Source organism: Cystobacter fuscus, from assembly GCF_044360685.1.
In the GTDB taxonomy this organism is placed as follows: Bacteria; Myxococcota; Myxococcia; order Myxococcales; family Myxococcaceae; genus Cystobacter; species Cystobacter fuscus_C.
This window is the reverse complement of the sequence record NZ_CP043491.1, coordinates 11,616,968-11,635,290: the sequence shown is the minus strand read 5'-3', so window position 1 is coordinate 11,635,290 and position 18,323 is coordinate 11,616,968. Positions and strand designations below refer to the sequence as shown.

General features: G+C 68.7%; 18 protein-coding genes. 9 read left to right on the top strand and 9 right to left on the bottom strand.

The annotated features are described in order from the left end of the window. Nucleotides 1–47 precede the first annotated feature (47 nt). The 4 genes from F0U63_RS47690 to F0U63_RS47675 form a co-directional block, all read right to left on the bottom strand. Nucleotides 48–1,277: a phosphatidylserine/phosphatidylglycerophosphate/cardiolipin synthase family protein gene (locus tag F0U63_RS47690; protein WP_395841970.1), complete on the bottom strand. Its 1,230-nt coding sequence runs from the start codon at nt 1,275–1,277 to the stop codon at nt 48–50. 145 nt (nt 1,278–1,422) lie between these two features. After that, nucleotides 1,423–1,983 (bottom strand): hypothetical protein, encoded by a 561-nt coding sequence (locus F0U63_RS47685; protein ID WP_395841968.1) that lies wholly within the window; start codon nt 1,981–1,983, stop codon nt 1,423–1,425. Nucleotides 1,984–1,986: 3 nt separating this feature from the next. Beyond that, on the bottom strand, nt 1,987–3,195 hold the full coding sequence (locus F0U63_RS47680) for an ImmA/IrrE family metallo-endopeptidase (RefSeq protein ID WP_395841966.1): 1,209 nt from the start codon (nt 3,193–3,195) through the stop codon (nt 1,987–1,989). Between the two features lie 240 nt (nt 3,196–3,435). Then, on the bottom strand, nt 3,436–4,869 hold the full coding sequence (locus F0U63_RS47675) for a phytoene desaturase family protein (RefSeq protein WP_395841964.1): 1,434 nt from the start codon (nt 4,867–4,869) through the stop codon (nt 3,436–3,438). A 211-nt stretch (nt 4,870–5,080) separates the two neighbouring features. Here F0U63_RS47675 and F0U63_RS47670 point away from each other — a divergent pair, with 211 nt between their 5' ends. From F0U63_RS47670 to F0U63_RS47660, 3 genes are all read left to right on the top strand, one after another. Further along, nucleotides 5,081–6,064: an SDR family NAD(P)-dependent oxidoreductase gene (locus tag F0U63_RS47670; protein WP_395841962.1), complete on the top strand. Its 984-nt coding sequence runs from the start codon at nt 5,081–5,083 to the stop codon at nt 6,062–6,064. Between the two features lie 226 nt (nt 6,065–6,290). After that, nucleotides 6,291–7,760: a hypothetical protein gene (locus F0U63_RS47665; protein WP_395841960.1), complete on the top strand. Its 1,470-nt coding sequence runs from the start codon at nt 6,291–6,293 to the stop codon at nt 7,758–7,760. A gap of 11 nt (nt 7,761–7,771) precedes the next feature. Then, a complete protein-coding gene (locus F0U63_RS47660; RefSeq protein WP_395841958.1) occupies nt 7,772–8,404 on the top strand; it encodes a hypothetical protein in 633 nt (210 codons plus the stop codon). On the opposite strand, the gene F0U63_RS47655 is transcribed toward F0U63_RS47660, so the two are convergent. Further along, nucleotides 8,398–9,024, bottom strand: coding sequence for a YigZ family protein (locus tag F0U63_RS47655; RefSeq protein ID WP_395841956.1), 627 nt, complete (start codon nt 9,022–9,024; stop codon nt 8,398–8,400). The two genes, F0U63_RS47660 and F0U63_RS47655, sit on opposite strands and share 7 nt — an antisense overlap. A gap of 176 nt (nt 9,025–9,200) precedes the next feature. On the opposite strand from F0U63_RS47655, the gene F0U63_RS47650 reads away from it, so the two are divergent. Next, nucleotides 9,201–9,638 carry a DoxX family protein gene (locus tag F0U63_RS47650; protein WP_395841954.1) on the top strand — a complete coding sequence of 146 codons (438 nt, stop codon included), beginning with the start codon at nt 9,201–9,203 and terminating at the stop codon, nt 9,636–9,638. 4 nt (nt 9,639–9,642) lie between these two features. On the opposite strand, the gene F0U63_RS47645 is transcribed toward F0U63_RS47650, so the two are convergent. Next, nucleotides 9,643–10,101, bottom strand: a complete 459-nt coding sequence (locus tag F0U63_RS47645; RefSeq protein WP_395841952.1) for a hypothetical protein — start codon at nt 10,099–10,101, stop codon at nt 9,643–9,645. Nucleotides 10,102–10,284: 183 nt separating this feature from the next. Between F0U63_RS47645 and gor the strand changes: the two genes are divergently transcribed. Continuing rightward, nucleotides 10,285–11,688 (top strand): glutathione-disulfide reductase, encoded by a 1,404-nt coding sequence (gene gor / locus F0U63_RS47640; protein ID WP_395841950.1) that lies wholly within the window; start codon nt 10,285–10,287, stop codon nt 11,686–11,688. On the opposite strand, the gene F0U63_RS47635 is transcribed toward gor, so the two are convergent. The 3 genes from F0U63_RS47635 to F0U63_RS47625 are packed head-to-tail and all read right to left on the bottom strand — an operon-like array spanning nt 11,685 to nt 14,181. Then, nucleotides 11,685–12,620 carry a proline dehydrogenase family protein gene (locus F0U63_RS47635; protein WP_395841948.1) on the bottom strand — a complete coding sequence of 312 codons (936 nt, stop codon included), beginning with the start codon at nt 12,618–12,620 and terminating at the stop codon, nt 11,685–11,687. The two genes, gor and F0U63_RS47635, sit on opposite strands and share 4 nt — an antisense overlap. A gap of 15 nt (nt 12,621–12,635) precedes the next feature. Then, on the bottom strand, nt 12,636–13,499 hold the full coding sequence (locus F0U63_RS47630) for an alpha/beta fold hydrolase (protein ID WP_395841946.1): 864 nt from the start codon (nt 13,497–13,499) through the stop codon (nt 12,636–12,638). Continuing rightward, on the bottom strand, nt 13,492–14,181 hold the full coding sequence (locus F0U63_RS47625; protein ID WP_395841944.1) for a lysophospholipid acyltransferase family protein: 690 nt from the start codon (nt 14,179–14,181) through the stop codon (nt 13,492–13,494). Before F0U63_RS47625 ends, F0U63_RS47630 begins: the two co-directional genes overlap by 8 nt. Nucleotides 14,182–14,829: 648 nt before the next feature. Between F0U63_RS47625 and F0U63_RS47620 the strand changes: the two genes are divergently transcribed. The 4 genes from F0U63_RS47620 (at nt 14,830) to F0U63_RS47605 (ending at nt 18,304) form a co-directional block, all read left to right on the top strand. Next, nucleotides 14,830–15,381, top strand: coding sequence for a cell wall protein (locus F0U63_RS47620; protein ID WP_395841942.1), 552 nt, complete (start codon nt 14,830–14,832; stop codon nt 15,379–15,381). Between the two features lie 86 nt (nt 15,382–15,467). Next, nucleotides 15,468–16,334, top strand: a complete 867-nt coding sequence (locus F0U63_RS47615; RefSeq protein WP_395841940.1) for a tryptophan 2,3-dioxygenase — start codon at nt 15,468–15,470, stop codon at nt 16,332–16,334. 74 nt (nt 16,335–16,408) lie between these two features. Then, nucleotides 16,409–17,161 (top strand): hypothetical protein, encoded by a 753-nt coding sequence (locus F0U63_RS47610; protein ID WP_395841938.1) that lies wholly within the window; start codon nt 16,409–16,411, stop codon nt 17,159–17,161. 30 nt (nt 17,162–17,191) lie between these two features. Continuing rightward, nucleotides 17,192–18,304, top strand: a complete 1,113-nt coding sequence (locus F0U63_RS47605) for a hypothetical protein (protein WP_395841936.1) — start codon at nt 17,192–17,194, stop codon at nt 18,302–18,304. Nucleotides 18,305–18,323 lie beyond the last annotated feature (19 nt).

Sequence of the window (18,323 nt, the reverse complement as noted above, 5' to 3'; positions counted from 1 at the left end):
ATGGAACACATCCGCCTGCCCGCCAGGTGGCTGTCCGGGAGTAGACGTCAATCGAGCAGGTCGAATATCCACCACAGGACGCGGCGCACGCCGGAGACCAGGAGGTAGTACCAGGGCGTCGCGTGCACCTCGCGCGAGACGGTGAGGTCCTCGAGGAAGGCCCGCGCGAGCGCCGTATTGAGGGGCGGGTCCTCCACCACGAGCGAGCCCTCCTGCAGCACGTTGAGGGAGAAGGGATCCAGGTTGGTGGAGCCGATGAGGCACTGGTGCTCGTCCACCACGGCCGTCTTGGCGTGCATCATCGTGGGTTGGTATTCCCAGAGGCGCACGCCGTGTTTGAGCAGGGAGCGGTAGGTGGAGCGCTGCATGGCGCGCGCCACGGGCACGTCGTTGATGGGGCCGGGCACGAGCACGCGCACGTCCACACCGGCGCGTCGCTGGCGGATGAGCAGGCGGGTGAAGGCGTCGTTGATGGCGAAGTAGCCGCTGGAGATCCACAGCCGGCGCCGGGCGGCGCTGAAGACTTCCTCGAGCATCCGCTCGGCGGGCTCGGCGCCGGGGCGGGCGCGGCTCTGGATGAAGGCGGCGCGGGCAGGGCCCTCGGGGGCGAGGGCCGGGAAGGTGTCGGGAGGGAGCGGCTCGCCGCCGGCGTGCTGCCAGTCCTCGGAGAAGGTGGCCTGCATCTGCGCGAGGGCGGCGGGGCCGAGCACGCGCACGTTGGTGTCGCGCCACTCGTGCTCGCTCTGGCCGTGGCCGTCCCACTCGTCCGAGATGCACCAGCCACCGGTGAGCCCCACGCGCCCGTCGATGACGAGCAGCTTGCGATGGTTGCGCAGGAGCAGCCGCCAGAAGTGGCGGAGGCGAGGAGGGTGGAAGCGGCGGACCTCGCACCCGGCACGTTCCAGGCGGGGGCGCACGGACTTCTCGAAGCCCCCCCGGCTGCCCACCGCGTCCACGAGCAGCCGGCAGGCGACGCCCGCGCGCGCCCGCTCCTCGAGGGCCGCCACGAGGCGATCCGACACCTTGCCCGGACGCCAGATGTAGATGCACAGGTGGATGCTCGAGCGGGCCCGGGCAATCTCCTGCTCGATGACCTCGAAGATGCGGCCGTTGCACACCAGCTCCACCTGGTGACCGGGCCGCAACTGGGGACATGGCCCGGAGGAGCCCTCGGGAGGGAGGGCGGTGGGAACGATGGGCTGGAGGGGGCCCTGGACGAGCTGGAGCCCGTGGCGGGGCTCGACGACCAGGGTGCCTCGAGGGGGCGTGTGGCTCATGCGAGGAGCGGGATGGCGCGGTGGCGACGGGTCATGAGGTGAGTGGCGGACAAGTTGTGCACGGCGGCACGCTTGCTCCACCTCCCGGGGAGCATTCAATGTCGGCTTGCTCGCCCGCTGGGGAGGGGTGGGGGCTGAAAGTGCTTCATCCTCCGCGCAGATGCTCCATGTACCAGTCGCGCAGGGGATCCTGCCTGGGGGGAGCGAACCGGGCCTTCGAATGAAGCGCCTCCAGGACGTCGCGGAGGGCCTCCGGGCTCAGGCCCAGGTGGTTCGAGGCGTCGCGAATCAATGACAGCGTCGCCTGGAGTTCGAGCGCCGGGTACAGCCGCTGGAAGACCTTGCGGACCTTGTTGTCATCCGAGAGGAGGGGAAGCGAGAGCGAGCCGGCCAGGGCCACGGCGGCGGCATCGACGTCCGTGAGATGCTCCGCGGCGGAGATGAAGGCCGCGACGAAGGCCTCGCTGGGAGACTCCGGGGCGTGGAGGGTCATGAGCGCCCGTTGCTCCAGCGGAGCCCAATCCGCGGGGAGCCAGGTGGGCTGGCCGTCTTCATCCAGGGGGCCTCGGAGGCGGTGGGCCTCGTGTCTGACCTCGGGGAGAACCAGGAGCGACCAGCCCAATGCACGGAGGAACTCCACACTTCTTCCCGTCGCGAGCAGGTTGAGCGCCGAGCACGCGTCGATGACGACCTGTCTTCCCGGCACCGTTCACCCCGCGTTCGGCACGCCCAGCACGTCCTCGCCGAGTTCCAGCACCAACTCGCCTCCGTCGGCGGCTTCGATCTGGCGGGAGAGATACAGATCTCGTGCCGTGACGCGGTCGCAGCCCAGGTAGCGCGCCAGCTCCCCCTCGGAGAGCAGTTCCTGTGAATAGGCTTCCAGGGCCAGCCGCTCGTAGCGCTGTGGGAGCCACCGCCCGGTTTGCTGGGGCAGGGGTGCCAGTCCCATCTGCTTCTGGGCGGCGACTGGGCGGAAGTTGCGCCGCAGCAGGTTCTGGTAGGTGCCTCCCGGCAGCAGTTGCAGTTCTTCCAGGCGCAGGGTCATGGCCTGGAAGGACACGGCATGGAACCGGGCCATGGCGATGAGATCCGCGGCGGAGAAGTGGGCGCCCTTGTCGCGGAGGTGTTCGGCGAAGCGGCGACGCACGCCCGTGGCGGGCATGAGGAACTCGGCGGCGAGGGCCTCACTGAATTGCTCGGAGGGGTCACGCTGGTTTCCGGGCTCGGAGGACAGGACATCCCCCGCCTCGCGGTCGCGCAGGAAGTGTCCCAATTCGTGGACGAGGGACCAGCGCATGCGCTCCTCGGGGTGGTGACGGTTGAGCGCGACACAGGCGCCCATCACATCGCTCCACAGGAAGATGGCCGCGACCTCGGACGGGAGTGGGAGCTTGAAGATGCGCAGACCTGCTTCCAACTCCAGCAGCGATTCGAGTTGCAGCACGGGCCCATCGCCCAGATCCAACTGTCTGCGCAGGAAGAGCGCCGCATCCTGTCCGAGGAGGCGCGGAGACATCGCCGGGGGTGTGGCGGAAGCGCGGTAGGAGGTAATGGATTCCAGGGGGGCCGGGGTCCGGGTGATGGAGAGCACCTGCTCCAACTCGACGTACTGCCTTCCGAGTTGTTTGAGCTGCTCGACCGCGATGTCGACCGCCTCGCTGCTCTGCTGTTTCGGGATGCGGAACCGGGGTGAGGCCTCCGCGATGACCGTGTGCTCGCGAAGCAGCTCATTCACGGAAACAGAGAGGACCTGAGCGAGCTTGAGCAGCTCGGCGTTGCTCGGACGCCGCTCTCCCTTCTCCATGGCCACCAGCGTCGTCCGGGCGACGCCGATACCCGCCGCCACCGTCTCCTGCTTCAGACCCAGCCGTTTGCGTGCCTGGGCCATCCGCTCACCCAGTCGTTCCGAAGAGATCATGCTTGGTCCGTGGCCCGACTCCGCGAGGTGCGTGACAGCTCCTTCAAACCCTCGAACTCCCCGCCCCGTGCTGCTGAGTTCGCCCATTCCCCACCCCATGACAATGTCGAATACGACAGGGTGATGATGGTCTTGAAGACTGACTTTGTCGACATCCGCCAGGTGGAAGAAGGGAGGACTTTTCGTAACCCCTGGAGATGACAGGCTTTTCCCCCTCTCCAAGCGAGCGGTCGTTCCCGCCTACCCCTTGCGCCACACCTCGCTGGCGAGCAGGGCGCGCGCGGCGAGGAAGCCACACAGCCCATGCACCCCGGCTCCGGGGGGCGTGGAGGACGAGCACAGATAGAGACGGGGATCCGGCGTGGCGTAGGGCACGAGGCTCGCCACGGGCCGGGCGAGCAGTTGCAGGCCCTCCATGGCGCCGCCGGAGATGTCCCCGCCGATGCAGTTGGCGTTGTACGCCTCGTATTGCGCGGGCGAGCGCGTGTGCCGGGCGAGCACGAGGGCACCGAAGCCCGGGGCGAAGCGCTCCATCTGCGCCTCGATGCGCGCGGTCATGTCCTCGGTGCAGCCGTTGGGCACGTGGCAGTAGGCCCACCCGGTGTGGTGGCCCTTGGGCGCGCGGCTGTCATCGAAGGGCGTGTGCTGGGCCACGAGCACGAAGGGGCGCTCGGGCACCTGTCCTCGGGCGACGGCGGCCTCGCTCGCGGAGATTTCCTCCAGGCTGCCGCCCACGTGCACGGTGCCCGCGCGGGAGCATCCGAAGGCGCGCCAGGGGATGGGGCCGGCGAGGGCCCAGTCCACCTTGAACACGCCGGGCCCGTAGCGGAAGCGCCGTAGCTTCTCCACGTAGCGGGGAGGCAGCCGGTGGCCGGCGAGCTTCACGAGCTGCGCGGGCGTCACGTCGAGCAGCACGGCGCGGGAGCGGGGCAGCTCATCCACGTTCGTCACGCGCTGGCCTGTCACCACCTCGCCGCCGAGCACGCGCAGGTAGTTCACGAGCGCGTCCACGAGCTTCTGGGTGCCGCCTCGGGGGAAGGGCCAGCCGACGGTGTGGCCCGAGGTGAGCAGGAGGATGCCGAAGGCGGAGGTGAGGGGGTGCTCGAGGGCGGAGAAGGAGTGCGCGGCGCCGCCGGCGAAGAGGGCGCGGGCGAGGGGACCCTGGAAGGCGCTCCGGGCCTGAGCGTGTGCGGAGCGCAGGGCGCGCAGGCCGAAGCGGGCGAGCCGCAGCGGATGGCGGGGCAGGTGGAACGGATCTCCGAGCTGGGCCATGACGTCCTCGAAGACGCGCACCATGGGGCGCATCCAGCGCTCGTAGCGCCTGGAGTCGGGGCCGAGTCCCCGCGCGGTGGCCTCGAGGGAGCGCTCGAGCACGGCGGCGCTGCCATCCTCCAGGGGGTGGGCGAGGGGTGCGTCTGGGTGGACCCACTCGAGCCCGTGGTCGGCGAGGGGGAGCTGGCGCAGGAAGGGCGAGGCCACGGCGAGCGGGTGGACGGCGGAGCAGACGTCGTGGACGAAGCCGGGCAGGGTGAGCTCGGCCGAGCGTGCGCCGCCGCCGGGGGTGGGAGCGGCTTCCACGACTCGCACCGAGCGGCCCGCGCGGGCCAGGGTCACCGCGGCGGCGAGCCCATTGGGTCCCGCGCCCACCACGATCGCGTCGAGCACCGAACTCATGGCGGTGAGCTTCACCCGACCTCGGGAGTCCAGGCGGGAAATCCCATCCCGATGCGTTCACCACTGGACGCCCGGAGTCGTCTGGAACGAGAGCACCCGAGCGGACAGGCGGCCAGGGGGAGGGCCTGTGTGTGCGTTGGAGGAGGGGCGTTCGCATCCTGTGCGCACGGGGGCCCGCGTGACGCGGAGCCGGACAAGAGGAGGCGGGGGCATGGGTCGCCAGGAATTGAAGGGCCAGGTCGCGATCGTGACGGGGGCGTCGAGCGGGGTGGGGTGGCAGGCGGCGGTCCGGCTGGGCGAGGCGGGGGTGCGGCTGTGCGTGACGGCGCGTTCGGAGGAGGCGCTCGCGCGGCTGTGCCAGGAGATGAAGGCGAAGGGGTGCGAGTGCCTCGCGGTGCCCGGGGACGTGACGGTGCAATCGGACGTGGAGCACGTGGTGCGCGAGTGCGTGGCGCACTATGGGCGGGTGGATCTGTTGGTGAATGACGCGGGAGTGCAGTCCTATGGCCTCTTCGACGAGCTGCCGTGGGAGCACATCACGCGGGTGTTCGACGTGAATTGCTTTGGCTTCATGCGCTTCGCGCGGGCGGTGCTGCCGCACTTCCGGCGTCAGGGCAGCGGCCACATCCTCAACGTGCAATCCATGCTGTCCAAGGGCGGGGCGCCGCTGTTGTCGCCGTATTCGGCGAGCAAGCACGCGACACTGGGCTGGGCGAAGTCGCTGAAGCTGGAGCTGGCGAACACGGACATCCACGTGTCCAACATCCTGGTGCCCTCGGTGTCGTCGAACATGTTCGCGCACGCGCCGACGATGTTCAGCCGGGCGCCCAAGCCGGTGCCGCCCACGTATGACGTGGACGTGGTGGCGCGAGCGGTGGTGCGGGCGGCGAGGTCTCCGGGCAAGACGCTCGTGCCGGTGTTCCTCCAGGGCTGGCTCATCCTGGCGATGGATACGATTGTGCCGTTCGTGGGGGATTTCATTCTCGGCCGTTGGGGCAAGCGCATGCAGATGCGCGAGCAGCCAGTGGAGCGCCGCGAGGGCAATCTCTTCCAGCCGATGCCCCGGGTGATGGGTCCCTATGGCCCGGTGCCGGCCACGCCGCGCTGGAAGCGCTTCTCGGCGACGGCGGCCATCGCGGCGCTCGCGGGCGGCGCGGTGCTGGGCGCGGCGAGGCTCGCGCGCGCGGCCCGTTAGGCGCGGCGGGAGGTCAGGTGGCTTCGGTGTAGGGTGGGCCGTGCCCACTCGATCCGCTGTCCCGCGCCCACCTGTCGCTTGGCTCCGTCCCCGGCTGGGCGGTTGGTTGCTCGTCCTCTCCCTGCAGTCCGCCTGCGCCACGAGCACTCCACGGGAGCGCGGTTCCCCAGTGGTTTCCCAGGCGGGTGAGACTCACACGGCGGAGCCTGTCCTCGAGTCCGCCACTGTGTACGACGCGGACTTCCTGGAACCGGGCGCTGTCGCCACCCGGCCGGTGCGCATTTCCCGGGCCGAGTTCCAGCAGGCCTTCCTTCGCCTCTCTCGGGACGTGCGGCTGAAGCGCAAGACGCCACGAGAGGCCGCACATGCGTTGTTGAGCCTCTTGGAGTCGTCACCCGAGGCCACCCGGCTGGCGGCGACGGGAGACTGGAAGCTGGAGCAGTACCGCGGCCAGGGCTTCACCTTCATTCCCGAGCGACAGGCGGGCCCGGTGGTCCTCACTCCCCAGGCCGAAGAGGCCCTCCGGGAGAAGTACCTCCAATGGTGTGAGCACCAGGGGGGCGGCGACTGCCTCGGCTTGCTGGACGACGACGCCTGGCTGCGCACCGATGACCGGCGCACGCTGGCCCTGGCCCTGGCCTTCGGCACCGTGCTGGATGAGACGCGTGCCGCCCTGGGACGGGAGCTACTCGACACGCGGGCGCTCGTCTCCATGGTCGTCTGGACGGTGGCCCTCTACTGCATGATGTGGGTAGTGCCCGAGCCGACGACCAAGGCACTGGCCGCCACCCTCACCGTCCTGCTCATGAGCTACCTGGGCCTCGAGACGGTGTACGGGCTGATGGATGGCTGGGCTCGTCTGGCCGACACGGCGCACCACGCCACCACCTTCGAGGAACTGCGCGCGGCGGGCGATGAGTTCGGCAGGGTGCTGGGCGAGGACGCGGCCCGGGCGATGATTCTGGCGGTGGGTGCACTGGGCGGGCACACGCTGGGGCAGGTGCTGCCTCGGGTGAAGTCGCTTCCGGGCTTCAAGCTCGCGGGGAGACAGTGGAAGGCACAGGGCGGCGCCGCCGTCATGAGCCGGGTAGAGGTTGAAGAGACGGCACTCGCGACGGAGGGGGCGCTGGCCCACGCCATCGCGGCGGTGGAGACGGTGGCCACCTCTCCGCAAGGCCCCCTGGCCGTGGTGATGTTCAAGAAGGGGCAAGGCAATGGGGCGGGAAAAGCTCCTGGGGGTCGCTTCGCGGAAACCGTCATTCGTCACCGGGGTGGCAACCGGCAGGTAGAACTCAGCGATGGGCAGCGCTGGCACCTGCCACGCGGCAAGTCGGCCGCGGACATTCCCGCTCGGGACAAGGTGGGGGACATGCTCCAGGAGGCAGTCACCAAAGCTGCCAAGGAGTGGGGGCCGCACAGGCTCAGCCTGAACGAGCGAAGAGCTATCGAGGATGCCAAGAAGAGAGGTGAGTACTGGCTGGCGCGGCTGCTGGATCGCGAGGCCCAGGGACGCTACGTGCACGAAGAGGTGAAAAAACAGTTCAAACGACTCTACCGGTTCAATCACCAGGGCGTCGACGTGGTTGACCCCTCACCGGGAGGCTGTAAGTACGAGATTCTTTCTGGCTCGGAGTCGAACCTGGCGCGACATGGCAGGCGTATGGCGGGCGACTTCTTCCGGATGCTCACCTTCTGAAAGGGGCGGCCATGAATGGGCTCGGTAACGTCATCATGGAGAACAAGGAGATTGAAAACGAGCGACTGGAGCTGACGGACAAGAGCTTGCACTACTTCCTCGGCCCCAACCTGACGGTGAAGAACTGCACCCTTGTGCTGAAGGTGTCCGCCCGGCGTCTGTTCCTCGATGGAGCCCGTTTCATCAATTGCACCTTCGAGGTGAAGCAGGAGTTGAAGAACCACCAGCAATGGGTGGCCGCGTCCCTGAAGGGCTGCCGGTTCAAGGGGAAGCTGACTGGATGCGATTTCGGACACTGGCCTGAATACAGCAGCCTGCCGGGGTACCAGTTCGGTTCCATCGAGGACTGCGACTTCACCGAGGCCCAGATGGACTCCTGCCGCATCATGGACTCCGACCCTTCCACCCTGCGCTTTCCCAAGTGGCCCTGCTTCACCATCCTGGATCCCATCGGTCATGCCGCTGAGCTGCGCAGCGTCAAGTGGCCGGGCCGGTATGGTGCTGTCGTCGTGGACGAGCTTCACACCCAACCGGCTCGCACCACGGCGATGACCGAACACGCCCCCTCCATCGCGAAGCAGTTGGGCACTACTCCGGAAGAACTCCGGGCCGTCATCGAGAAGTTCGACTGCATCGTCTACTGACGGGGCTCGAGCACCTCGATGAGCACCTCGCCCAGGGTCAGGTCGAGCAGTGCCTTGCGGAAGGCTTCCAACCGCGAGAGGGGCAGCAGGAGCTGGTAGCCCACGGTGGCGGCGTACTCCTCGGACACCAGCTCCGCCTCGTGGGCGGGGAGCATGCGGCGCAACCCATCCACGCTCGCGTATTCGATTTCGATGGCCAGACGCGCCTTGGGCACGCGCTCGAGCGTGGGGAGGCTCTCGAGTGCTTGTTGCACGCACCCGGTATAGGCGCGCACGAGCCCGCCCTTGCCGAGCAGCGTGCCTCCGAAATAGCGGGTGACGACGACGGCCACCTCGCCCACGCCGCCGTGGAGCAGGGCATTGAGCATGGGCCGGCCGGCGGTGCCGTGGGGCTCGCCATCATCGCTCATGCCCACCTGGGCGGTGGAGCCGGGCGGGCCCGCCACATAGGCCCAGCAGTTGTGGGTGGCGTCGGGGAACTCCTCGCGCACGCGGGCGATGAAGGCCCGGGCCTCCTCCACCGTGGGCGCCGGAGCGGCCGTGGTGAGGAAGCGGCTCTTCTGCAACTCCTGCTCGACCCGGTGGACGCCCGCGGGCACGAGGTAGCGTTTGGCCTCCATCCCCCGTCCACTCTACGGCCTCGGCCGCCGGTTGCACGCTCCGGCGTGAAATTCACCCTCCGTGTCTCCTTGCGTGCGCTCCGTCCGGTCGCTATTCAGCCGGGCATTCGTTCGGTTCACCTCAGCTAGAAGCCCTCTCTATCTAGAAGTCCCTCTCCGCTCCCAGGAGCCCCCCGATGTCCACCCCTGTCGAAGCCTCCTCCCTGTCTTCTCCTCCCGCCTCCGCGGCTCCCACCACCAGCAAGGCCATGCTGTGGACTGGACGTGTCCTGTCCGGCCTGTCCGTGGCCTTGTTCCTGATGAGCGCCGTGATGAAGCTGTCCCAGAACCCGCAGGTGGTTCAAGGCTGGCAGGGGCAGCAGGGCTACCCGCTGTCCACGCTGGTCCCCATCGGCATCGTCGAACTGCTCTGCGTGGTGCTCTACGCGGTGCCTCGCACCGCCGTGCTGGGCGCCCTGCTGCTCACGGCCTACCTCGGGGGGGCCGTCGCGACGCACGTGCGCATCTCGGACCCGTTCACCAGCCCCATCATCATTGGCGTGGTGGTGTGGGCGGGGCTCTACCTGCGCGACGCGCGGATCCGCGCGCTGGTGCCGCTGCGGCGCGACCCCTGAGCCCTCACGTCGCGGCCTCGGAGAGCACGGCCTCGGTGACGAAGCCATAGAGCAGCACCTGGAGGGCGAGCAGGGCATGCTCTGTGGGTGTCCAGGTCCGGGGCGGCGCGGTGACGCGCAGGAGCGGAAAGGCGAGCTGTTCGAAGAGGCCCACGCCCATGCCCAGCAGCAGGCCCCATCGTCTCGAGGCGGGCGGAAGCGCGGGCCGGAGTCCGGCGTAGAGCACGCCCAGCGCCGGGCCGTAGAGCCAGCGCATGAGCAGTCCCAGGCGTTGCGCCGGGCGCGGCGCGAGCCGGATGCCCCAGGTGTTGCGCAACGCCCGCGTGGCGATGTCTCGCATCGAGTACGGTGGAGCATGCCCGAGCAGCCCATCGCGCAAGGGTTCCCAGGCACTCAAGGCCAGGGTGCCCAGGGCGCCCGCGGCCAGGCCTCGCACGAGCCAAGGGGATGGAAGTGGTTTCACAACCGGGACCTCCGCGGGGTCTACATGTCTCGGTGAAGGTAGGGGGCCTTTCCCCGGCGCGCGAGCCCGCTTCCTCGCTGGTGGGGCGGGCATCCCGGCCCTCTCCATGGAGGACGCGCATCCGGGGGCGTGCCCATCGTGTGGTCCTGAAGGATGAACTCAACCCCTCGCGAGGAAGAGCCCATGCCGGAATATGACTTCGACCTGTTCACCATTGGCGGGGGCTCGGGAGGCGTGGCCGCGAGCCGCCGGGCGGGCGGGTATGGCGCCCGGGTCGCGCTGTGCGAGGACCAGGCGGTGGGCGGCACCTGTGTGCACCGTGGCTGTGTGCCCAAGAAGCTGCTCGTCTATGGCGCCCATTTCCGCGCGGAGTTCGAGGACGCGGTGGGCCATGGCTGGTCCGTGGCCGAGCCCGGGTTCGATTGGAAGAAGCTCCAGGCGGGCAAGGACCGGGAACTCGAGCGATTGGATGGGGTGTACCGGCGGCTGCTCCACGAATCCGGCGTGCGGCTCATCGAGGGCCGGGGCCGGGTGGTGGATGCGCACACGGTGGAAGTGAAGGGCCAGCGCTACACGGCGAAGCACATCCTGGTGGCCACGGGCTCGCATCCCTTCCTGCCCCAGCTTCCCGGCATCGAGCACGTCATCACCTCGGATGGGGCGCTGCGGCTGCCGGAGCTGCCGCGCCGGGTGGCCATCGTGGGCGGGGGCTACATCGGGGTGGAGTTCGCGGGCATCTTCAACGCGCTGGGCTCGCGGGTGACGATGTTCCTGCGCGGCGGCACGGTGCTGCGCGGCTTCGATGACGACGTGCGCGCGGTGCTCGCCGAGGAGATGCGCAAGAAGGGGATTGGATTGCGCACCGAGAGCCTCTTGCGCGGCATCGAGAAGCAGGCGGATGGGACGTTGAGTGTGCTCACGGGCCTGGAGACGCTCGAGGTGGACACGGTGTTGTTCGCCACGGGGCGGGTGCCCAACACGAAGGGGCTCGGGTTGGAGGAGGTGGGGGTGGAGCTGGACGCACGGGGCGCGGTGAAGGTGGATGAATGGTCGCGCACCCGGGTGGAGAGCATCTACGCGGTGGGCGACGTGACGGACCGCATCAACCTCACCCCGGTGGCGATCGCCGAGGGGCGGGCGGTGGCCGAGACGCTCTTCCATGACAATCCCACGCGGATGGACCACTCGGGGGTGGCCTCGGCGGTGTTCAGCCAGCCGCCGGTGGGCACGGTGGGGTGCACCGAGCGCGAGGCGCGGAGCAGATACGGCGCGGTGGACGTGTATGTGTCCAGCTTCCGGCCCATGAAGCACGTGCTGAGCGGGCGCGACGAGCGGGTGATGCTCAAGGTCATCGTCGCGCGGGAGAGTGATCAGGTGCTGGGCATCCACATGGTGGGCGCGGACGCACCGGAAATCATCCAGGGCCTGGCGGTGGCGTTGAAGTGTGGCGTCACCAAGAAGCAGCTCGACGCCACGGTGGGCATCCACCCCACGGTGGCCGAGGAGTTCGTCACCCTGCGCGTCAAACGGCCGGAGCCCGAGGCCGAGCGGGTGGGGGACCTCGGCCGGGACGCGGCGGGAGCCTAGCCCTTCATGAAGTTCTTCAACACGAACCAGACGTTGGCGGGGCGCTCGGCGAGCCGGCGCATGAAATACGGGTACCAGTGCTTGCCGTAGGGGACATAGACGCGCACCGGGTAGCCCTCGCCCACGAGCAGCTCCTGCAGGTCGCGGCGGATGCCATAGAGCATCTGGAATTCGAACGCGCCGCGCTTGAGCTTCTTCTCCTTCGCGTAGGTGAGCGTCTCCTGGATCATCCGCTCGTCATGCGTGGCGATGCCATGGTACAGCCCGCTGTCGAGCAGCACGCGCATGGTGCGCAGGAAGCACTCGTCCACCTCGCGCTTGTCCTGGTACGCCACGTCGGGCCCCTCGAGGTAGGCGCCCTTGCACAGACGGATGCGGATGCCCTCGGCGCACAACGCCTTCGCATCCGCCTCGGTGCGGTACAGGCTGCTCTGCAGCACCGCGCCCACGTGCTTGCCACCGAACTCCCGGTGCAGCGCGCGCACCACGTCCAGCGTGGCCTGGGTCACCTCGCTCTGCTCCATGTCCACGCGCACGAACGAGCCGCGCCGCTTCGCCTCGGCCACCACCTCGCGCGCGTTGGCGAGCGCCAGCTCCTTGTCGAAGAGCAGGCCGCACTGGGTGAGCTTGAGCGAGACGTTGCCGCGTGCCTTTTCCTGGTCGATGCGCGCGAGCAGCCGGAGGTACTCGGCCACCTCCGCGCGCGTCTCGTCCGGGGTGCGCACCGCCTCGTTGAGGTGATCAAAGGAGACGGTGATGCCGCGGGCATTCAATTCCTTCACCGCCGCGACGGCGTCCTCGAGCGTCTCGCCGGCGATGAAGCGGCGGGCGACCCGCCCCAGGGCGGGCACGCGGGTGGCGGCTTGCTTCAACCCCTCGCGGCGCGAGAGGAACATCAGGGCGGAGCGGGACAGCGAGGTGGAGGTATCCATGGAGGCGGGAGCGGCTCAGGCGTCGTGTTGGCGGAGGAAGTCGTCGACGAAGGCGTTGAAGGCGTCGGTATGGCTCATGTAGGGCAGATGGCTGGCTTCGCGCAGCACTTCCAGCCGCGCGCCGGGGATGCGCTCGGCCACGTCCCGCGCATAGGACAGGGGCACGAGCTTGTCCCGTCCTCCATGGAGGATGAGGGTGGGGACCTTCAGCCGCCCGAGCTCTTCCAGGTAGCCCGCAGCGAGGATGTCCTTGAGCCGCCGCAACATCTCCAGGGGAGAGATGCGGCGGCCCTCGCGCACGATTTCCGCCCGGCCCTCGGCGGGCAGGTAGCGCCCGCCCATGACGCGCGCCACCGTGGGGGCGAAGAGGTAGGCGAAGGGTTTGGGAATGCGCACCAGGGTGGACAGTGCCACGGCGCCGCGGCGGATGCGTTGCACGCTCGCCACCGGCGACACCAGCACCAGGGCCTTGAGGCGCTCGGGGTGCTCGAGCGCGAAGGCGAGCGCGATGAGACTTCCAAAGGAAGAGCCCACCAGGGCGAAGCGCTCGGGCAGTTGCGCCTCGGGGCGCGAGAGCGCATCGACGTTCCATTGCAGGGGCGTATGGGTGAGCGGCGTCTGCAACGGCGGCGTCCACAACACCAGCCGCCAGTCGGACGCGAGCGGGCGCATGGGCGCGAAGGAGCGCCCCGAGGCGCCCAGTCCTGGCAGACACACCACGGTGCGCGAGGGCTCCTGGCTTCCCTCTGGAAAGGTGAACAGGCGCACGGTCGCTCCGTGCACCCGCCGCTCCTCGCAGGGCAATTCGTAGCCGGGTTGGATGTCCCCGGGCTCCGGCACGAGCCGGGGCGGGGTGGCGGAAACGAGGGCCTCAGGCATGACAGGCTCGGATGAGGAGGTGGCGCACCTGGGTGGCGACGCGGTCCCGGAAACGTTTGAGTTCCGTCTCGGACGCCTCCGGGGCGGGGGGCGGCAGCGGCCGGCCCAGGGCGAAGGTCATCTTCACGGGCAACGGCAAGGGCATGCCCAGGGGAACGCGGTACTTCTCCCCAGGCGCCAACGCCACGCTCCACCGCTCGTCCTCTGGACAGACAAAGGCGCCATCCACCCCGAATCCCGCGAAGGGCACCAGGGGCACCCGCGCCTGGGCCGCCAGCCGCGCGAAGCCCAACGTCTCCTCCCACCTCAAGGTGTAGTGGTGCCGGGGTTTCTTGAAGGTTTCCCAGGCGCCGCCGGGATAGCACACCACGAGGTGGCCCTCGCCGAGCGCCTCCAGCGCCTTCTGCCGTGTGCCTTCCACCCCCCCGAGCCAGGGCAGCAATGTCTTCACCACGGGAATCTTGAAGAATCCCCGCTCGGCGAGCCCCATCGGGTAGCGGCCTGTAGCGCGGTGCAGTAGATGGAAGAAGGCGGGGGTTTCGTAACCCCAGAGCCCGTGATTGCCCACGAGCAGGATTGGACCCGCCGCGGGTAGGTGTTGTGCTCCCATCAGCCGGGCCCGGTGATAGCGCGCGGACAGCGCCGCGCCCCGCTCGGCGAAGCGGAAGAACGCACGGCGCAACGGATTCAGGTCGGACTCCACGGGGAATGAAGATGGGGATGGCCGGTTGGGATGGCACCTGCGAGAGAGGCGCCGGGGCTTGCCTGTCTGCCCGTCAACTCCTGGCGGGGCGGAGACGCGCGGTGGCTGGAAGCCCCCGGTGACTCCACGGTGTGTCACCGGTGTTCCAACGGCTTGCAGCCCGGCGCACCGAGGGCCATCCCGGACGTGGGACGGGGGCTTCGGCGAGGGGAAGGGCTCTCGAAATCTCACGAAGTGTTGTCAGGCGGGCGGGAAGGTCGGCCCGGAGGGAGGGGTGAGGGGGGCCGGAGCGCGGATTCTCGGCCTCGCGGCGATGAGACCGGCTGTGTGCCTGGCGGTGTGCGGCTGCAACCCCTGGTGTTGTACGCGGGGCGGGTGCCGCGTGTCTGGCGGCCCACGCGAGGCTTTTGGGGTTGGGATTCCTGCTCAATCGACTACTGAAAGGAAGTTCAGATGTAGCAGCATGATTCACGGAAGAAACGACATTTAATTAAATTTAATCGACAAACGGTGTATTTATGGCGTTATGTTTGTTGAGCTGTTGTGTACAACAGCCGCAACAGCAAACCCCCAGGATGAGCCGTGCCGCGGCGAAGCGGCGGCCATCGAGCACGAGGATACAAGAGCATGTCGGTCGACAAGGCATTCAGGGATATGGTTCGTAACGAGATCGAGATTCAGCTCAAGCCGCTGCGCGACCTGGTGTCGCGTCTGGAGGCGGGCACGTCGGATCTCGACAGCCTGCGCAGCGTGGCCGAGCAGCTCGCGCCGCTGGCCAGCGCGGTGGGTCCCCTCTTCGGCGTGTCGGGCGCTCAGCGCTCGTCGGGCGCCGCCGCCCCCGCGCGGCGCAGCCCGGGCCGTCCTCCCCGCGCCTCGTCCGCGGCTTCCTCTTCCTCCTCGTCCTCCTCCTCGGCGGGTGGCAAGCGCCGTGGCCGCAAGCCGGCCGCCAGCACCGAGGGCGGTGCGCGGGATTGCGCCATCATTGGGTGTGGCAAGCCCAGCCGCACCAAGGGCTACTGCGCCGCGCACTACCAGAAGCTGCGCATGCTCGAGAAGACCAACCGCCGCCCCGGCGAGTGGAAGGACTACGCCGAGCCCAACAGCGTGGAGGACATCAAGCTGCCCCGTGGCCGCGCCGCCGCCAAGGCCCTGGCCGAGGCCCAGAAGAACGCCGGGTAGTTCTCGCCAGACACGGCGGCTGGGGACGGGTCTTTCTCCTGACGGGGAAGGTCCGGTCCTCCTTGCGGGCCTCGGGGGGGCCCGCCATGCTGGACTTCATGAACAAGCGCGAGCTGGAGCCTGGAATCTTTACCGACCTGGCCGGTCGGACCACGTATGGCGAGTATCTGCAGCTGGAGCGATTGCTCTCCGCGCAGGTTACCCGCTCGCAACCCCCCCACCACGACGAGCTGCTCTTCATCATCCAGCACCAGACGAGCGAGCTGTGGATGAAGTTGCTCGTCCATGAGCTGGAAGCCGTCATCCGCTACGTGCAGAAGGACGAACTGGAGCCCTCCTTCAAGATCTTCTCCCGGGTGGGCCACATCCAGCGCATGCTCTTCGAGCAGTGGAGTGTCCTGGAGACGCTCACGCCCAACGAGTATCTCGAGTTCCGGGGCGCGCTCGGGCAGGCGTCCGGCTTTCAGAGCCATCAATACCGGGCCCTGGAGTTCCTCCTGGGCCACAAGAACGAGGCCACGCTCGCTCCCTTCCGGCACTCGCCCACCGAGCACGCCCAGCTCGAGCGGCTGTTGGAGTCTCCCAGCGTGTATGACGAATTCCTGCGCCACCTGTCGCGCAAGGGGCTCGCCGTGCCAGCGGATCGCATCGGGCGGGATTGGCGTCAGCCCTACGAGAAGAGCGCCGGGGTGATGGAGGTGTTTCGGATCATCTACGAGAACCCCGAGCGTCATTGGGACGCCTATGAGATGTGCGAGAAGCTGGTGGACGTGGAGGAGCGTTTCCAGCTCTGGCGCTACCGGCACATGATGACGGTGATGCGTGTCATCGGCTTCAAGCCCGGCACGGGAGGCTCCTCGGGCGTGGGGTTCCTGCGCAAGGCGTTGGATTTGCGCTTCTTCCCCGAGCTGTGGGATGTGCGCACGGAGCTCGTCCCCCCCGGGGCCCGTTAGCACCGGGCGGAAGAGTGTTCACCGGTGGATGGGGGTGGATTGGGGGCGTGGCGCGCGCGTGCTAGAGCCTGGGAATGCTCGTGCTCCCGCTCGCCCTGCTGCTCTCGGCCACTCCACCCGCCCTGGAGTCCTGGGCACAAAGGGCGTGTCCCCTGTCCAAGGCGGAGCCGGACTCGAACGTGGAGATGAAGCTCATGGGGCAGCGGCGCGCCGAGTGTCTGCGCAAGGCCATGAACAAGGCGCTCGACCGCGTCATCCTCCCGCTCAAGAAGTCCAGGCCCGACGCCTTCAAGGCGTGGATGGCCTTGCAGGCCGACTACAACCGCTGGATGGCGGAGGCCTGTGCCGCCGCCGAGGAGGCCAACTGGGTGGACCTCACCACCGGCGAGCGCTCCATGGGCACCGGGTATGGTTTCACCGAGAGCCAATGCCTCCAGCGCCACCATGCCTGGCGTGGCTTCTACGCCGAGGCCTGGGCCCGCGGCGAGCGCAACCCGCTCGCGTCCCTGGCTCCGGCGCTCGAGGGGCCCGCCGCCGAGGCCCGCCGCGCCTGGAATGCCTACCGCGACCGGGTCCGCCAGAGCGCCGCCCGGGCCCCCACCCAGGCCGTCGATCCGGCGCGCCCCTCGCGCAAGCTGTCCCGGGATGACTGGAAGCCCTATGTGGAAAGGTTGGAGCGCGTGCTGGCCGGCCCCGAGCTGCTCGCCACGCAGCAGTGCACCCTGCTCTCCGCGCCCCCCGCCGACTGTGTCCAGCGCCTCGCCGACAGCCTTTTCGCCCAGTTGGATCCTCCCCAGCCTCCGGGCTCCTCCGAAGGTGGCCCGTAAGCCTTCCCAAGCGGTTAAGCTGCCGCCCCCATGCCGGCCCCCGCCCCGCTCGTCCTGGAGAAGGCTCACGTCCTCTGCTACCGCACCTTCGACATCGCGGAGGAGCTCGACCTGGAGCGGGCCCGGCAGGTCATCTCCGCGGACGCCCGCCGCCTCAAGCTGAGCCGGGAAAACAGCCAGTATCTGCTCCTGCCCAACCCGCCCCTGGCCTTCGAGCTGGGCCGGCGTGTGCTCGCCTTGCGTCAGGGGCCCGCCACGGTGGATGTGACGGCGCGCCTGTTCGACCATGGCGCCGCCTCCATCATCCTGCGCGTCCCGGTGGCGCCGGGCACCGGCTTCGACGCGCTCACCGCGCTCGCCGACGAGCTCTATGACAGCGTGGCCCTGGAGGCGCTCGCCCTGGAGCTCATCGAGTCGGTGCGGCAGATGATTGCCCCGGCCGCCCAGGGGCCCCACCTCTGGGAGCAGAACGAGAGCTATACCGTGCTCTTCGTGGAGCGCATCGAGGGCTCGCCGAACGCCGAGGAATTGCTCGCGCGCGCGGACCTGGCGCGGCTGCTGCTCGGGGAGGTGGACTCCAAACCCCTCTCCCCGCGCGAGCGCGAGTCCGTCCTCGCCTCGCGCTTCAGCTACACCGTGGATGACCTGGTCATCGTCGACTGGAACAGCGCCTTCGTCTACGAGCCCTCCGGCTCCAATGACATCCCGGACCTGCTGGAGGTGGCCAACGCGCAATTGCTGGAGTTCCGCTATTACGACGACCTGTTGGACTCGCACATCGGCCGCATCCACGACCGGATGCAGGAGCGCCGCCGGGGGTGGACCACCCTCGTGCGCAGCCCCTACCGCCAGCTCACCCGCGAGACGCTCGCCACCCTGGTGGACCTCAACGAGTTCGTCGAGCGGGTGGAGAACAGCCTGAAAATCATCGGCGACTTCTACCTGTCCAAGGTCTACGAGGCCGCCGTCAAACGCATGCGCATCTCCTCCTGGCAGGACTCGGTGACGCGCAAACAACAGCTCCTCACCCAGACCTACGGCCTGCTCAAGGGCGAGGTGGACACGGATCGCTCCCTCTCCCTGGAGCTCACCATCGTCCTGCTCATCGTCCTGGAAGTCGTCTTCGCCATCTTCGTCCATTGAACCGCGGGACAATCCCCGG

Bases quoted from the DNA above. Each gene is read 5' to 3' on its own strand.
- F0U63_RS47630 (WP_395841946.1), bottom strand. From the start codon at position 13,499: ATGCCTGAGGCCCTCGTTTCCGCCACCCCGCCCCGGCTCGTGCCGGAG.
- F0U63_RS47675 (WP_395841964.1), bottom strand. From the start codon at position 4,869: ATGAGTTCGGTGCTCGACGCGATCGTGGTGGGCGCGGGACCCAATGGG.
- F0U63_RS47660 (WP_395841958.1), top strand. From the start codon at position 7,772: ATGAATGGGCTCGGTAACGTCATCATGGAGAACAAGGAGATTGAAAAC.
- F0U63_RS47605 (WP_395841936.1), top strand. From the start codon at position 17,192: ATGCCGGCCCCCGCCCCGCTCGTCCTGGAGAAGGCTCACGTCCTCTGC.
- F0U63_RS47670 (WP_395841962.1), top strand. From the start codon at position 5,081: ATGGGTCGCCAGGAATTGAAGGGCCAGGTCGCGATCGTGACGGGGGCG.
- F0U63_RS47615 (WP_395841940.1), top strand. From the start codon at position 15,468: ATGCTGGACTTCATGAACAAGCGCGAGCTGGAGCCTGGAATCTTTACC.
- F0U63_RS47635 (WP_395841948.1), bottom strand. From the start codon at position 12,620: ATGGATACCTCCACCTCGCTGTCCCGCTCCGCCCTGATGTTCCTCTCG.
- gor (WP_395841950.1), top strand. From the start codon at position 10,285: ATGCCGGAATATGACTTCGACCTGTTCACCATTGGCGGGGGCTCGGGA.
- F0U63_RS47620 (WP_395841942.1), top strand. From the start codon at position 14,830: ATGTCGGTCGACAAGGCATTCAGGGATATGGTTCGTAACGAGATCGAG.
- F0U63_RS47690 (WP_395841970.1), bottom strand. From the start codon at position 1,277: ATGAGCCACACGCCCCCTCGAGGCACCCTGGTCGTCGAGCCCCGCCAC.
- F0U63_RS47610 (WP_395841938.1), top strand. From the start codon at position 16,409: ATGCTCGTGCTCCCGCTCGCCCTGCTGCTCTCGGCCACTCCACCCGCC.
- F0U63_RS47650 (WP_395841954.1), top strand. From the start codon at position 9,201: ATGTCCACCCCTGTCGAAGCCTCCTCCCTGTCTTCTCCTCCCGCCTCC.
- F0U63_RS47680 (WP_395841966.1), bottom strand. From the start codon at position 3,195: ATGATCTCTTCGGAACGACTGGGTGAGCGGATGGCCCAGGCACGCAAA.
- F0U63_RS47655 (WP_395841956.1), bottom strand. From the start codon at position 9,024: ATGGAGGCCAAACGCTACCTCGTGCCCGCGGGCGTCCACCGGGTCGAG.